The 15,613-nt window shown below is 60.7% G+C and carries 12 protein-coding genes; 5 read left to right on the top strand and 7 right to left on the bottom strand.

All coding sequences use genetic code 11. The features are described 5' to 3' along the window. Positions 1 to 103 precede the first annotated feature (103 nt). Together pcaK and pcaR are read right to left on the bottom strand one after the other, a co-directional pair. A complete protein-coding gene (gene pcaK / locus NF676_RS06805) occupies positions 104 to 1,450 on the bottom strand; it encodes a 4-hydroxybenzoate transporter PcaK (protein WP_041478919.1) in 1,347 nt (448 codons plus the stop codon). Between the two features lie 293 nt (positions 1,451 to 1,743). Next, entirely contained in the window at positions 1,744 to 2,586 is an 843-nt protein-coding gene (gene pcaR, locus NF676_RS06800; protein WP_016771343.1) for a pca regulon transcriptional regulator PcaR, read from the bottom strand. A gap of 631 nt (positions 2,587 to 3,217) precedes the next feature. Between pcaR and NF676_RS06795 the strand changes: the two genes are divergently transcribed. Both NF676_RS06795 and NF676_RS06790 read left to right on the top strand, forming a co-directional pair. Beyond that, positions 3,218 to 3,418 carry a hypothetical protein gene (locus NF676_RS06795; RefSeq protein ID WP_008080067.1) on the top strand — a complete coding sequence of 67 codons (201 nt, stop codon included), beginning with the start codon at positions 3,218 to 3,220 and terminating at the stop codon, positions 3,416 to 3,418. Between the two features lie 370 nt (positions 3,419 to 3,788). Beyond that, positions 3,789 to 5,264 (top strand): inorganic phosphate transporter, encoded by a 1,476-nt coding sequence (locus tag NF676_RS06790; protein ID WP_016771345.1) that lies wholly within the window; start codon positions 3,789 to 3,791, stop codon positions 5,262 to 5,264. A 975-nt stretch (positions 5,265 to 6,239) separates the two neighbouring features. Here the strand turns inward: NF676_RS06790 and ccoM are convergent. From ccoM to NF676_RS06780, 3 genes are all read right to left on the bottom strand, one after another. After that, positions 6,240 to 6,353 (bottom strand): cytochrome c oxidase subunit CcoM, encoded by a 114-nt coding sequence (gene ccoM, locus NF676_RS27560; protein WP_016771346.1) that lies wholly within the window; start codon positions 6,351 to 6,353, stop codon positions 6,240 to 6,242. Positions 6,354 to 6,507: 154 nt separating this feature from the next. Next, the gene (locus NF676_RS06785; protein ID WP_016771347.1) at positions 6,508 to 6,669 is read right to left on the bottom strand and encodes a hypothetical protein; all 162 of its coding nucleotides are present in this window, start codon (positions 6,667 to 6,669) and stop codon (positions 6,508 to 6,510) included. Between the two features lie 94 nt (positions 6,670 to 6,763). Beyond that, positions 6,764 to 7,105 (bottom strand): hypothetical protein, encoded by a 342-nt coding sequence (locus tag NF676_RS06780; RefSeq protein ID WP_024011931.1) that lies wholly within the window; start codon positions 7,103 to 7,105, stop codon positions 6,764 to 6,766. Between the two features lie 251 nt (positions 7,106 to 7,356). On the opposite strand from NF676_RS06780, the gene rapA reads away from it, so the two are divergent. Then, on the top strand, positions 7,357 to 10,203 hold the full coding sequence (gene rapA / locus NF676_RS06775; RefSeq protein ID WP_041478023.1) for an RNA polymerase-associated protein RapA: 2,847 nt from the start codon (positions 7,357 to 7,359) through the stop codon (positions 10,201 to 10,203). A 110-nt stretch (positions 10,204 to 10,313) separates the two neighbouring features. On the opposite strand, the gene NF676_RS06770 is transcribed toward rapA, so the two are convergent. Next, positions 10,314 to 11,663 carry a spinster family MFS transporter gene (locus NF676_RS06770; protein WP_217864180.1) on the bottom strand — a complete coding sequence of 450 codons (1,350 nt, stop codon included), beginning with the start codon at positions 11,661 to 11,663 and terminating at the stop codon, positions 10,314 to 10,316. A 301-nt stretch (positions 11,664 to 11,964) separates the two neighbouring features. Here NF676_RS06770 and NF676_RS06765 point away from each other — a divergent pair, with 301 nt between their 5' ends. Continuing rightward, positions 11,965 to 12,333 (top strand): YkgJ family cysteine cluster protein, encoded by a 369-nt coding sequence (locus NF676_RS06765; protein ID WP_252877612.1) that lies wholly within the window; start codon positions 11,965 to 11,967, stop codon positions 12,331 to 12,333. A gap of 150 nt (positions 12,334 to 12,483) precedes the next feature. Next, complete coding sequence (locus NF676_RS06760; protein WP_252887422.1) at positions 12,484 to 14,766, top strand: putative bifunctional diguanylate cyclase/phosphodiesterase; 2,283 nt, start codon at positions 12,484 to 12,486, stop codon at positions 14,764 to 14,766. On the opposite strand, the gene NF676_RS06755 is transcribed toward NF676_RS06760, so the two are convergent. Then, entirely contained in the window at positions 14,657 to 15,553 is an 897-nt protein-coding gene (locus tag NF676_RS06755) for an NAD(P)-dependent oxidoreductase (protein WP_252887421.1), read from the bottom strand. The two genes, NF676_RS06760 and NF676_RS06755, sit on opposite strands and share 110 nt — an antisense overlap. Positions 15,554 to 15,613: the final 60 nt, after the last annotated feature.

Here is a 15,613-nt window from a genome sequence, read left to right as displayed (position 1 = left end):
GCTTCGCGAGCAGGCTCGCTCCCACCTTGGAATGCATTCCAGAATGTGGGAGCGAGCCTGCTCGCGAAGGGGCCAGCCTGTTCAATAACGATCTGCGCCCGATTCAGGTCGCATCCGCATGACTGACCATGCCCTTGATCAACACCGCCGCCGTCGCCAACCCCGCCGGGATCACCAGCGCGGTCAGCACTTGCTCGAAATTCCAGCCCAGGCCGAGCAAGGTTGCGCCCATCCACGCGCCAAGAATCGCGCCGAAGCGGCCGATGCCGAGCATCCACGACACCCCGGTCGCACGGCCCTGGGTCGGGTAGAAGCGCGCTGCCAATGACGGCATCGCCGATTGCGCGCCGTTAACGCACATGCCCGCCACCAGTACCAGCGTCGCCAGCAAAGTGATGTTGCCCAGGCTCTGCCCCACGGCGTAGGCAAACACCCCGGCCAGCAGGTAGAAAATGCCGATGACCTTGTGCGGATTGAAGCGGTCCATCGCCCAGCCCACCCCGACCGCGCTCAACACGCCGCCAAACTGGAACAACGCGCCGATGAACGCGGCCTGTTCCATGCTCGCACCGCTGTCGCGCATCAGCGTCGGCAGCCAACTGGTCAGCAGGTATACGATCACCAGGCCCATGAAATAGGTCAGCCACAACAGCAGCGTGCCGGTGCTGTAAGTGCCGGAGAAGATCACCGCGAAGACATTGCGCGCCTTGACGGTTTTCTGTTCCGGCACGCTGAAGCTCGCAGCCTGGGCGACGGTAATTGGATCGATCGGTGCCAAGGTCTTGCGAACTTTGTCGGTGCCGCGGTTGCGTACCACCAGGTAGCGCGCCGACTCCGGCAGCCAGAACACCAATACCACCGCGAGGATCAGCGGCAGGATCCCGCCGATCATCAGCAGCGCGTGCCAGCCGAACGCCGGGATCAGTTTTGCCGAGATGAAACCGCCGCCGGCCATGCCGAGGTTGAAACCGCAGAACATGCTGGTCACCAGCAGCGACTTCTTGCGCTCCGGGGTGTATTCCGAGAGCAGCGTCGTGGCGTTGGGCATGCCCGCGCCGAGACCGAGGCCGGTGAGGAAGCGCAACACCAGCAGTTGTTCAACGTTGGTGCTGTAAGCCGAGGCCAGGCTGAAGCCGCCGAACAGTATCACCGCACCGACGAGTACGACTTTTCGCCCGAAGCGGTCAGCCAAAGGGCCGGAGCCGAGCGCGCCGAAGACCATGCCGATCAGCGCGGCACTCATCACCGGGCCGAGGCTGGCGCGATCAATGCCCCAGTCTTGCGACAGCGCCGGGGCGATGAAGCCCATGGCGGCGGTGTCGAGGCCGTCGAGAAATACGATCAGGAAACACAGGATCACCACTCGCCACTGGTAGCGCGAGATCGGTTGGGCGTTGATAAAGGTCTGCACATCGAGGCAGTTACCCACAGCGGACTGAGGCTGGTTCATTATTTTTATTCCACGCAAAAAACGCAGTCGAACGGCGGCCGGCCAAAGGAAGGCACGGTCACAAGAATAGAAGGTTGTTATCAGGCGTTGCGGTGAACCCGGCAACAACGGGCGGGATACAGACAGTCGGGGAGCGAGCGCATGGTGAGTTGCCTCTTGTCATTATTATGGGGTCGACAGTCCGGCGAGCTCATTCACATCAGCGCCGGATGACGCTGCCGCGACATTAATGATCCGAGGGTTTTAGCGTCAATTCGATAAACGCAACACTGTGCGTTTATCGAACAGCTTCCTCAGGCGAACAACTGCGCACTGAGGTCGCGGCTGGCGCTGAGCAGGCCGGGCAAGAAGCGCTGCTCCAGCTCGGCGCGACTGACTCGCCCGGCGTGGGTGCTGACATTCAGCGCGGCGACCACTTGCCCGGAGGCGTCGTACACCGGCACAGCGATCGAACGCAGACCCTGTTCCAGTTCCTGATCGACAATGCACCAGCCCTGCTGCCGCACCTGTTGCAAACATTCAAGCAACGCGTCGGGCGTATGAATGGTGCGGCTGGTCTTGGCCACCAGTTCGGCGTGGTCGAGGTATTCGCCCAGGGAGGTGTCATCCAGTGCCGCTAGCAGAATCCGCCCCATCGACGTGCAATACGCCGGCAACCGCCCACCGACGGAAAGGTCGACCGAGATCAATCGCTGAGTGGTCGCCGAACGCGCGATATAGAGAATGTCATCGCCCTCCAGCGTCGCCATGTTGCAGGCTTCGTGCAATTGCTCGCTCATACGGTCGAGATACGGCTGTGCGGAAACGGCCAGCGGGGTTGAGGACAGATAGGCGTGGCCGAGGGTCAGCACTTTCGGCAGCAGCGAATAGGTGCGCCCGTCGGTGGTGGCGTAGCCGAGTTTGATCAGCGTGTGCAGGCAACGGCGCACGGCGGCGCGGGGAATTTCCGTGCGATGACTGATCTGCGCGATGGTCAGGTGGCGTTTACGCTCCTGAAACGCCTGCACCACCGCCAGACCACGGGCCAGGGACGTCATGAAATCCGGATCACCGGTCAGCGCCTGAATGCGCTTGGCCGGCGAAGCGACGATGGGCGGCGCCACCGACGTGAAGGAGTTGCGCATTTGATCGTTCATTTCTTGTCCTTGTCCGGCACGCATCGATGCCTAGTCAAACGGCTCGCCGCGCGATGCACAAGCATCGCGGCGCCAACATTGGGCGATTATCGAACCGCCGACCGATAATCGCAATCCAGCCGCCCGCCCTCCTCTTCATCCTTGAGGCAGCTTTAGCGATTCTGCTCGCAACTTAGTTGTTCCAGTTAATGGCGCCAAAAACAGAACGCCTGTTCTATAACGCGGTCTTTACACTTAACTAGCGGTAAAAGTTGCCGGTAACAAAACCCTCACACATTCAGAACCGTTTTTAACTTGGCAAAGATAGTCATTCCCGAATCGGCCGCTATAATGCACCCTAGTCGCGGCGCTTTAATCAAAAGCCCGCGACTTGCTGAAACGAGGTCCTTCGTCTCAGCTCCGGCCAGCGCCCGGCGCCCATCACACATGCAACGCCAGCGCTCGCTGAAACAGGAAACTGATGCTGCGTCAGTTTTTATCTGGTGCCGTAGCCGCCTGTAACACGGAAGTCTTGATCGCCTCTGCAATGTCTCCGCGCCTGATCGGGCTGTGGATGACTGGCGGGTTCGCTCAATTGACTCGTTGCAGTGTGTTTCACCGGATATTCAATTCAACTCATACAGGTAGCACCGTGACGAAAGACGAACTGCGCGCGGAACTAGAGCGCCAGGAACAACGTTACAAGGAAGTTTACGGCGGGGAAGTCACCACCTACGCCGCTCAGCCGGAACCGGAACGCAAGGCATGGCGCAAGCGCCCTACTGTTCAGGATCAGGTGTTCAAGCAGGAAATCGAAAAGATCGAAAAGGAACTCAAAGCCGAAGAGCCATGAGCCACGGCGGTTGAGCATTCGAAAGTCGGCGTCCGCCTGAGCCACAGCGCGGTGGAAGACGACACCTCGCGCGCCCGCTAACCGCGGGCAGCGGCTGCATCGCTGTTCTACGGCTTATGAACGAGCGTCCCACAGGTTTCAGAGATATTTCAGACAAGCGTTTGAGCCTTTGCGATGTCTGAAAAAACGGCTCGAAAATATAGTTTATTCAATAAAATCAAGTAGTTGAAAAACCCTGCGTGCTGCTTGGTTTTCACGCCCTGCAACAAATTAAATCGAAGAAGGGTGTGACCAGTGAGCAGACGGGGCATCGATTTCCTGTCTTTTCTGGCATAATCGCGCCCCCTTACGACCGGGTCAGAAAACCTTCATGATCGATTTATTCAGCGGACTGGATGCTTGGGTGCTTGTGAGCCTCTTGCTCGCCCTGACGTTTGTCCTCGCCTTCGAGTTCATCAATGGATTTCATGACACCGCTAACGCGGTAGCCACTGTTATCTACACCAAAGCCATGCCGCCACACCTGGCGGTGTTCTTTTCCGGTGTGTTCAATTTCCTCGGCGTGCTGCTGGGCGGCGTTGGCGTGGCTTATGCCATCGTCCACCTGCTGCCGGTTGAACTGCTGATCAATGTGAACACCGGCCATGGCCTGGCGATGGTGTTCTCGTTGCTCGCCGCGGCAATCGCCTGGAATTTGGGCACCTGGTACTTCGGTATCCCGGCTTCCAGCTCGCATACCCTGATCGGCTCGATCCTCGGCGTCGGTCTGGCCAACGCGCTGATCAACGACATTCCGTTGAGAGATGGCGTGAACTGGCAGAAAGCGATCGACATCGGCGCCTCGCTGGTGTTCTCGCCGATGGCCGGCTTCCTCATCGCCGCGCTGGTGCTGATCGGCCTGAAATGGTGGCGCCCGCTGTCGAAGATGCACAAGACGCCGGAACAGCGCCGCAAGATCGACGACAAAAAGCACCCGCCGTTCTGGAACCGTCTGGTCCTGGTGATCTCGGCCATGGCCGTGAGCTTCGTGCACGGTTCCAACGACGGCCAGAAAGGCATCGGCCTGATCATGCTGGTGCTGATCGGTATCGTCCCGGCGCAGTTCGTACTCGATCTGAACAGCACCACCTACCAGATCGAACGCACCCGCGACGCGACCCTGCACCTGAGCCAGTTCTACCAGCGCAACGCCGATTCGCTGGGTGAGTTCCTGGCCCTGGGCAAGAGCGTGGAAGGCGACCTGCCGGAGAAGTTCCGCTGCAACCCGCAGCAGACCGAACCGACCATCACCGCCCTGCTGCATACCCTCAAAGGTGTAGCGGACTACCATTCGCTGTCGTCGGACAGCCGCATCGAAGTGCGTCGCTACCTGCTATGCCTGGACGACACGGCCAAGAAAGTCGGCAAATTGCCTGGCCTGGAAGCTCGTGAAAAAGCTGACCTCGACAAGCTGCGCAAAGACCTGACCACCACCACCGAATACGCGCCGTTCTGGGTGATCCTGGCGGTCGCCCTGGCACTGGGCCTGGGCACCATGGTCGGCTGGAAACGTGTGGTGCTGACCATTGGCGAGAAGATCGGCAAGCAGGGCATGACCTATTCCCAGGGCATGTCGGCGCAGATCACCACCGCCAGTTTGATCGGCATGGCCAACATCTTCAGCCTGCCAGTGTCGACCACTCATGTGTTGTCTTCGGGTGTGGCCGGGACCATGGTTGCCAACAAGAGCGGCCTGCAGGGTGGCACGGTCAAGACTATTCTGCTGGCCTGGGTGTTGACCTTGCCAGCGACCGTGGCGCTGTCGGCCGGGTTGTTCTGGTTGGCTTCGAAGGCTTTGGGTAGTTGATCGATTGTTGCTTGTGAAGGAGGCGCGATTCTTTGGAATCGCGCCTTTTTTGTTTTTTGGATTGGGGGCATATCCGTTGCTGCGGGTGCTGCCGCTGGCGGTTTCGCTCTTACAGCGAGTCACCTTTTCCAAACGCCGAAAAGGTAACCCAAAAGGCTTTGCCCCGGCGTACGGCCCGCTCGCTGGAGCTCGGGGTACCTTCGTTACGGGACCGATCCGGGCGCAGCGGCTCCGGTTGGCTTCGCTGCACCTACACTCGCTGTGTACGACTGCGTCGTACGGTCGCTACGCTCCCACCCCCGGATCGATCCCGTAACGAAGCCTGCCGAAGGGGCAAAAGATCAAAAGCAAAAGCCAAAGCCAGATCAAGAGCCCCTCACCCTAGCCCTCTCCCAGAGGGAGAGGGGACTGACCGAGGTGTTTGGGCGAAACACGCCGACTTGCGATACCGAGTCGAATGCAGGTTTTGAACACCGCAAAAATCGGCTCCCTCTCCCTCGGGAGAGGGCTGGGGTGAGGGGCGAATCCACCGAAAATCTCAAGCCATGCGACGCTTCTAACCACTCAACAATGAGCGCAAGCTCGAGTGCTTTTGATCTACGGGCGACGTCGGAAGGCTGAGTGGAGGGATTGATCCGGGCGTGGGAGCGCAGCGACCGTCTGGCGCAGCCAGACACAGCGGAAGGAGGTGCAGCGAAGCAAACCGGAGCCGCTGCGCCCGGATCAGTCCCGGAGCGAAGGGACCCGAGCCTGCGAGGGCCGAACGCAGGAGCTAGCGTTTTTTGCTTACTTTTTTAGGCGTTTGTAAAAAAGTAAGTCGCCGTCAGGCGAAACCGCCAGCAGCCGCTACCGAAGCAACGGATATTCACCCAAACCCCCAACAGCCTGGTCGGCCCAAAGGCCGCCAAGGCACAAAAAAAAGGGGCAACCGAAGTCGCCCCAAAATGCCTTGCGTGCCCATCAATCCAGAAGAACTCACTTGCGCCGCTTATGCGCATCCTTCCAGATAAAAAATCCAAACCCTGCAAAAAACAGCACCATGAGCCCCACCGTGAGAACCCCGGCAAACACCACGTTATCGAAAAACATGACTGACCTCCCGGCCCTGCTTTGCTTTGCTTTGCTGCGATGGATTCAAATTAACAAACACACAGGCGCACATATTGACCAGGATCAATATCCGCAACGAAGGGAAATAAAGGAGGGGAAATAACTGATCTGCATCAACCAATGCAGCGGGAGATCAACGCTTTTTCGGCTTGTTCTTCGACTTTTTCTTGGCTTTTCCCAACGGCATCGCCTGCTCGAAAGCCTGGCGCACTTCGTTCAGGCGCTTTTCGTTGAGGTCATGCACTCGCTTGGCGCGTTCAGTGCTGAGGTCGATCAGTTTGTCGTCTTGGCTCATGGCGTCCGGCACATCGCAGAAGAGATCACAGCTGCCGTCACCGACAGGATTGCGCCAATCATGCCGCTTGGCGCAGGCGCTGACCAGTCGCTGCTCAAATCTCGATATCAACCCACAAGCCCTGACGCGGCTGATCGTCTATCAGCGGCACCACCGGCACGGTGTTATCGGCATTGAGCTCAGTGCCGGGCACCGCCAGATGCTCTTCGGGATCTTCATCGGCCTCGCGACGTCGGCGGTCACGTTCTTGTTGACGACGCTGTTCTTCGCGCGCGAGCAGACGATCCTCTTCCGGATCACGCTTCTGCAGATCGATCGTGCTTTCGTTGGAGCTTTCCTGCACCGGCACCACTGGCGGGATGTCCGGCCGCTGGCGGATCGGATCCTGCTGGGAAGTGATCGGCACGGCGCTCAAGGGGAGCATCGGTGGCAACATATAAAGGTCTCCTGTCTGCAGGCTATCGGCTGGGGTGCAGGCGCCTTGAGCCGCCTGTCGCAATTGTGTGATGCACCTCGCACCTGTAGGAGCTGCCGCAGGCTGCGATCCTTATCAGACAGCTCAAACCTGAAGGGTTCTCAAAGATCAAAAGATCGCAGCCTTCGGCAGCTCCTACGCCAGTAATCTTTGGCCCTGAAGCCCTCATTCCGTTAAGATAGCCCGCTTTTTCAAGGTGGGAGTCAGGCAGCATGGCGCAGCAGTATCAACCGGGGCAACGCTGGATCAGTGACAGCGAAGCAGAGCTTGGTTTAGGCACCGTTCTGGCACAGGACGGCCGCTTGCTGACCGTGCTTTACCCGGCCACTGGCGAAACCCGCCAGTACGCGCTACGGAATGCGCCCCTGACCCGCGTGCGGTTCTCGCCGGGCGACTCCATCACCCATTTCGAAGGCTGGAAGATGACCGTGCAGCAGGTCGACGACGTCGACGGGCTGATGGTCTATCACGGCCTCAACGGGCAGAACGAAGTCGTCACCCTGCCGGAAACCCAGCTGTCGAACTTCATTCAGTTCCGTCTGGCCAGCGACCGTCTGTTCGCCGGCCAGATCGACCCGCTGCCGTGGTTCTCCCTGCGCTACAACACCCTTGAACACACCAGCCGCCAGTTGCAGTCCTCGCTGTGGGGCCTGGGTGGCGTGCGTGCGCAACCGATCGCGCACCAGCTGCACATCGCCCGCGAAGTCGCCGACCGTATCGCCCCGCGCGTATTGCTGGCGGACGAAGTAGGTCTGGGTAAAACCATCGAGGCCGGTCTGGTGATCCATCGCCAACTGCTCTCGGGCCGCGCCAATCGCGTGCTGATTCTGGTCCCGGAAAACCTCCAGCATCAGTGGCTGGTGGAGATGCGCCGCCGTTTCAATCTGCAGGTCGCGCTGTTCGACGAAGAACGCTTTATCGAAAGCGATGCCACCAACCCGTTCGAAGACACGCAACTGGCGCTGGTCGCGCTGGAGTGGCTGGTCGACGACGAGAAGGCGCAGGACGCCTTGTTCGCTGCCGGTTGGGACCTGATGGTGGTGGACGAAGCGCATCACCTGGTCTGGCATGAAGACAAGGCCAGCGCGGAATATTCGCTGGTCGAGCAACTGGCCGAAGTGATTCCCGGCGTGCTGCTGCTCACCGCCACCCCGGAACAACTCGGTCAGGACAGCCACTTCGCCCGTCTGCGCCTGCTCGACCCGAATCGTTTCCACGACCTGGCCGCGTTCCGCGCCGAGAGCGACAACTATCGCCCGGTCGCCGAAGCCGTGCAGGAACTGCTCGACAAGGGCCGTCTCTCGGCCGAAGCGCACAAGACCATTCACGGTTTCCTCGGCAACGAAGGTGAAGCCCTGCTCACCGCCGTCAACGATGGCGACACTGAAGCCAGCGCCCGCCTCGTCCGTGAGCTGCTCGATCGCCACGGCACCGGTCGCGTGCTGTTCCGTAATACCCGCGCGGCCGTGCAGGGTTTCCCGGAGCGCAAACTGCATCCGTACCCGTTGCCGTGCCCGGACGAATACCTCGAACTGCCGCTGGGCGAACATGCCGAGCTGTACCCGGAAGTCAGCTTCCAGGCCCAGCCGGAAGCCAGTGAAGAAGAGCGCTGGTGGAAATTCGACCCGCGCGTGGAGTGGCTGATCGATCAGCTGAAAATGCTCAAGCGCACCAAGGTGCTGGTGATCTGCGCCCACGCCGAAACCGCGATGGACCTGGAAGACGCGTTGCGCGTGCGTTCCGGCATCCCGGCCACGGTGTTCCACGAAGGCATGAACATCCTTGAGCGTGACCGCGCCGCCGCCTACTTCGCTGATGAAGAGTTCGGCGCGCAAGTGCTGATCTGCTCGGAAATCGGCAGTGAAGGTCGCAACTTCCAGTTCGCTCACCATCTGGTGCTGTTCGATCTGCCGTCGCACCCGGACCTGCTCGAGCAGCGCATCGGCCGTCTCGACCGGATCGGCCAGAAGCACATCATCGAACTGCACGTGCCGTACCTGGAAACCAGCCCGCAAGAGCGCCTGTTCCAGTGGTACCACGAAGCGCTCAACGCCTTCCTCAACACCTGCCCGACCGGCAACGCCTTGCAGCATCAGTTCGGCCCACGCCTGCTGCCGCTGCTCGAAGAAGCCGATGACGGCGAGTGGCAAGCGCTGATCGACGAAGCACGCGCCGAGCGTGAGCGTCTCGAAGCCGAGCTGCACACCGGTCGCGACCGTCTGCTGGAATTGAATTCCGGCGGCGCTGGCGAAGGTGAAGCGCTGGTCGAGGCGATTCTCGAGCAGGACGATCAGTTCGCCCTGCCGATCTACATGGAAACCCTGTTCGACGCGTTCGGCATCGACAGCGAAGACCATTCGGAAAACGCCCTGATCCTCAAGCCGAGCGAGAAGATGCTCGACGCCAGTTTCCCGCTCGGCGACGACGAAGGCGTGACCATCACTTACGACCGCAACCAGGCGCTGTCGCGCGAAGACATGCAGTTCATCACCTGGGAACACCCGATGGTGCAGGGCGGCATGGATCTGGTGCTGTCCGGTTCGATGGGCAACACCGCCGTAGCGCTGATCAAGAACAAGGCGCTGAAACCAGGCACCGTGTTGCTGGAATTGCTCTACGTCAGCGAAGTGGTCGCACCGCGCTCGCTGCAACTGGGTCGCTACCTGCCACCGGCGGCGCTGCGTTGCCTGCTCGATGCCAATGGCAACGACTTGTCGCCACGGGTGTCGTTCGAAACCCTCAACGATCAGCTGGAAAGCGTGCCCCGCGCCAGCGCCAACAAGTTCATCCAGGCTCAACGCGATCAGTTGACGCCACGGATCAATGCCGGCGAAGAAAAGATCGCCCCGCGTCACGCCGAACGTGTGGCCGAAGCGCGCCGTCGTCTGGCCGCCGACACCGACGAAGAACTGGCGCGCCTGACCGCCTTGCAAGCGGTCAACCCGACCGTGCGCGACAGCGAACTGGAGGCGTTGCGCACTCAGCGTGAGCAAGGTCTGGCGATGCTCGACAAAGCGGCGTTGCGCCTGGAAGCGATTCGGGTGCTGGTGGCGGGCTAACCGCCCCGCTCCACCGCTGAAAACCAAGAGGCCCGCAGTGATGCGGGCCGATCGTTCCCACGCTCTGCGTGGGAACGATCATGTGGGAGCGAGCCTGCTCGCGAAAACGGTCAGGCAGTCGCCGCAGAAATTTCAGGCTCAACCACCGCCACCAACCCCTCCTTCATCCGCTGTGCATCGCGAACAAAACACCGCGATGCCAGAAACAGAAAGACCATGGTCAGGAACAGCGCTACCGGGATCAGGTACATAGCGTCGTGCAGGCCGACAGCCTTGAACGCTTCGGTCATCTGCTCAGCCCCTGCCGCCAGCATCGCCGTGTGCGCGAAGTGATCCGACAGACCACCCACGACCACCGGCCCCAACCCGCCGCCGAGCAGATACAGACCGGCGAAGAACAACGCCATCGCCGTGGCCCGCAGGCGCGGTTCGACGACGTCCTGAATTGCCGTGTACACGCAGGTATAGAAGTTGTACGCGAACAGCCAGCCAACGCTGAACACCGCGACGAACACGCCGATCTCAATGCGCCCGGCATGCAGCGCCCAGGCTGTGCACAACGTCGAAATGATCAGACTGAACGCGGCGAACAACAGCCGCCCACTGGCGAAACGCTGATGGATCTTGTCGGCGATCCAGCCGCCAAGGGTCAGCCCGACCAATCCCGTCACGCCAACGATGAGACCAGTTGCCACCGCCGCCTCCTGCAACGGCATGAGGAAATAGCGTTGCAGCATCGGCACCAGAAACGAGTTGCAGGCATAGGTCGCGAAGTTGAAGCACAGCCCGGCCATCACCAGCCACAGGAAGGTCGGCACAGCGAGAACGCGGCGGATCGGTTTGTCGACTTTCTCTTGCGAGACCTGCACGGTTTCAGCCGCGCCGCGTTTCGGCTCTTTGATGAAGAACATGAACACCGCGAGGATCAGCCCCGGCACGGCGGCGATGAAGAACGGCGCGCGCCAGCTGTCGAAGGCCTTGACCATCGCGCCGATGGTGAAGAACGCCAGCAGCAGCCCCAGCGGCAGGCCAAGCATGAAAATACCCATCGCCCGCGCCCGACGGTGCGCCGGAAACAGATCGCCGATCAGCGAGTTGGCCGCTGGTGCATAACTGGCTTCGCCGATGCCGATGCCCATGCGCACGATCAAAAAGCTCCAGAAACTGCCGACCATACCGTTGACCGCAGTCAGCGCACTCCAGGTGGCCAGGCCCCAGCCCATCAGTTTGCTGCGTGAACCGGTGTCGGCCATGCGCCCGAGTGGCAGGCCGGCAATCGCGTAAACGATGGTGAACGCAGTGCCGATGATGCCCAGCTGAAAGTCGCTGAGGTGCCATTCCATGCGGATCGGTTCGATGATGATCGCCGGGATGGTGCGATCGAAGAAATTGAACAGGTTGGCGAGGAACAGCAGGAACAGAATGCGCCAGGCATTCGCCGCTTGGGTCGAGTTCTGCATGGGTCCGTCTCTTTATTGTTATGAGGGCTTCACTGCCAGCGCGTCGAGCCCGGAACCTGCAATCTAGTCAGCCGCGCGGGGGCTGTCTGTCATCATTCGTCAGCCTGATATCGACCCATCGCACTGTAACGAAACGTAAGCCCTTGATAAGTCTGGAATCCGGCGCCATACGGGGCTTTCGCGGCAAAATCCGGCGACAAAAAAATAGTTTCACACCCCCCTTCCCAACGCCATGGCAAAGCCTAGAATGGCCACCGGATCCGTCCGGATCTTCCGATCAATCCCTTTGATACCCCCGCCCATGTCCGAAGCCAGTCCGTGTCTGAATTGCGGTGCCTGCTGTTCCCATTTTCGCGTGTCTTTTTTCTGGGGTGAGTGCTCATCCTCTGGCGGGACGGTGCCCGATGAACTGGTCGCGCAGATCACCCCGAGCCGGGTGGCAATGATCGGCACCGATCGCAAACCGGCGCGTTGCATGTCCCTGGCGGGTGAGGTCGGCAGTGCCGTGGCCTGCACGATCTATGACAAGCGCTCGAGTACCTGCCGCGAGTTCGAGGCGTCGTGGGAGAACGGCGAACACAACCCGGACTGCGACAAGGCCCGCGCTGCCCACGGCCTGCCCCCCTTGCCGCCACACTGGAATAATCTGCCGCTGGAGCGCATTGCCTGAGCCTTAGCGCAAATCGCTATGAGGCTAATGGCAAAATCATTACCACCAATGTGCCACTACGCCTTGCAGCGTGAAAACCGCCTCTATACTCCATCCATTCGCCTGCGTTGATTGACGCACGGGCCAGATGAATCCGAGACGGGGCATGCTATGGAGTGGCTTGGTTTGCAGTTTGTTGCCGAGCTGCCGGCGAGCGGGCAGATTCTCCTCGATTGCAGCCACAACCCTTTGTTGGTGATGGTGGCCTATCTGGTCGCCTGCGCGGCGAGTTTCGCCACCCTGGACATGGCAGAGCGCCTGGTGCATGCCGAAGATCCGGGGTCGCGGCGGATCTGGCGCTGGATCGGCGCGACCTGCCTGGCCGGCGGCATCTGGGCCATGCACTTCATCGGCATGCTGGCCTTCCAGACCCCCATCGATATTCAGTACGACCTCGGCATCACCCTCTTGTCGTTACTGATCGCCCTGCTCGCCTCGTGGCTGGCCATGCATACCCTCAGTGAGGTGCAGCCGAGCGCGCTGCATTGCCTGAAGACCGCGTGTGTCATCGGTTTGGGCATCGCTGGCATGCATTACGTCGGCATGGCCGCGATGAAGTCGAGCGCCACCGCCTACTATCAGCCAGGGCTGTTCGCGCTGTCGGTGCTGATTGCCATCGGCGCCAGTTTCACCGCGCTCTGGGTGGCGCGCTATCTCAGCGAAGGCAGCGGGGTCGCGCATCAATTGCTCAAGTACAGCGCGGCGCTGATTCTCGGCGCCGGCATCATCAGCATGCACTTCACCGGCATGGCTGCGCTGGATCTGGTGCTTCCCGAAGGTGCCCTGGCAGCGAGCGGCAGTGAAACCGGGCATTTGCAACTTGGCCTGACCGTGGCGCTGATCATCCTGTTGATCCTCGGCAGTGCGATCAGCGCCGCCCTCGCCGACAAGAAGCTGCAGAACAAGGAAAACGACCTGCGCCGGGTCAACGCCCTGCTCAGCCAACTCGATCAGGCGCGCATGTCCCTGCAGCAAGCGGCCAATTACGACGCGCTGACCAATCTGATCAACCGCCGTGGTTTCAACCAGATGTTTGCCGAAAAACTCAACCAGAAAGCCAGCGAGGGCGGCATGCTCGCGGTGATGTTTCTCGACATCGACCACTTCAAGCGCATCAACGATAGCCTCGGCCATGATGCCGGTGACGCGCTGCTCAAAGTCATCGCCCAGCACATCAAAAGCTCGGTGCGCAGCCACGAAGACGTGGTCGCGCGGTTCGGCGGCGACGAGTTCTGCATCCTCATCAGCCTGCGTGACCGCGAAGAGGCGCGCGGTATGGCGCAGCGCATCATGCACAAGATGAAAGAGCCGATCGAACTGGCCGGCCGGCGCATGGTGATGACCACCAGCATCGGCATCAGCCTGTTTCCCGAAGACGGCACTACCTGCGAAGAGCTGCTCAAACACGCCGACCTGGCCCTGTACCAATCCAAAGGCGCCGGGCGCAACGGTCTGCACTTCTTCAATTCCAGCCTGAAGACCCGCGCCAGTTTCGAGCTGCAACTGGAAGAAGAACTGCGCAGTGCGCTACGGCAAGACAACGCGCTGATGCTCTACTACCAGCCGATCTTCGAAGTGAAAACCGGACGCGTGACCAAGCTCGAGGCGCTGATTCGCTGGCAGCATCCGGTTCACGGTTTGCTCACACCGGATCGCTTCATAGGTATCGCCGAGAACAACGGTTTGATCGCAGAACTGGACAATTGGGTGCTGCGCCGCGCCTGCAAGGATCTTGGCGAGCTGTCGCGGCATGGTTGTGCCGAATTGAAAATCGCCTGGAACTGCTCGCCGCTGAATCTGGCGCGCGAAGAGCTGGCCGAGGAGATTGAGCACGCCTTGCACACGGCGGGCGTTGCCCCGGAACGCCTGGAACTGGAGGTCACCGAAAACGCCTTGATGGGCAATATCGCCGACACTCTGGTGCTGCTGCGGCAAATCCGCGCCCTCGGTGTGTCGCTGTCGATCGATGATTTCGGCACCGGCTATTCGTCGCTGGCCTACCTCAAGCGCCTGCCGCTGAACACCCTGAAAATCGACCGCTCGTTCATCCTCGACATTCCCACCGCTACGGCGGACATGGAGATCGTGCAGGCGATCATCGTCATGGCCCACACCCTGCATCTGCAGGTGGTCACCGAGGGCGTCGAGAGCCTGGAGCAATATGAGTTTCTCGAGCGTTCGGGCTGCGACTTCATTCAGGGTTATCTGCTCAGCCGCCCGGTGCCGCTGGACGAATTGCGCGCGGTGCTCGATGAAATCAACCAGCGCAAACCCGTGCTCGGGGTCAATCCGTTGAGTCTGGCGCGCGATACATTTGCACCAGCGTCGCTGGATCCTTCGCTAAAAAGCCTTGCGCCCCATGCAGGCGCATCAACTGTGCGGCCAATCCGCTGATTGGCGTCGCCGAGCCCTGCTCGCGGGAAAATTTCACTGCTGTGTCGAGATCCTTGAGCAGCGTGCGCACGTGCCACTTGACCGGTTCGAAACGGCTTTCGGCCATTTGCGGGGCAAGGATCTGCAACGGCTTCGAATCAGCAAAGCCACCGGCCAGCGCCTCGGCGATCAGGCTGGCATCGACCCCGGCCTGTTCGGCCAACGCCACCACTTCGGCAATCACCAGCGCATTGCACGCGACGATCATCTGGTTGCAGGCCTTGGTCACCTGGCCGGCGCCAACGCCGCCCATGTGCGTGACGCGCTGACCGAGGCTGAGCAGCACCGGGCGTACGCGCTCAAGATCTGCCGCTGCACCACCAACCATGATCGCCAGACTGCCGGCCTCGGCGCCCACCACGCCGCCGGACACTGGTGAATCGAGCCAGCCCATGGCGGTTTTCTCGGCCAGCGCTGCGGCCATCTCGCGAGTCGCGGTCGGTTCAAGACTGGAGAAATCCACCAATAGCTGGCCGTTTTTCGCACCTTCGGCAACACCGCCAGTGCCAAACACCACTTCACGCACCACGGCGGTATCGGCCAGGCACAGCATAACGATGTCGGCGTGTGCGCACAGTTCGGCGGGGCTCGATACCTGGCGGGCGCCGGCCGCAACCAGCGGTGCGCACTTGTCCGGGTTGCGGTTCCACACCGCCAGCGGGTAACCCGCCGCCAGCAGACGCCGGCACATCGGCAGGCCCATCAGGCCGATTCCGGCAAACCCCAACGAAGGTAGCGTTGACATCATTTCGCCTCTTTTCGATTAAAGATCACCGAATCATGGCCGATTCATCAACGATCAGGAAAG

Source organism: Pseudomonas siliginis (genome assembly GCF_024072275.1).
Classification (GTDB): domain Bacteria; phylum Pseudomonadota; class Gammaproteobacteria; order Pseudomonadales; family Pseudomonadaceae; genus Aquipseudomonas; species Aquipseudomonas siliginis.
Note: the sequence above shows the minus strand (reverse complement) of the source record. Positions and strands in the feature narration are given on the sequence as shown.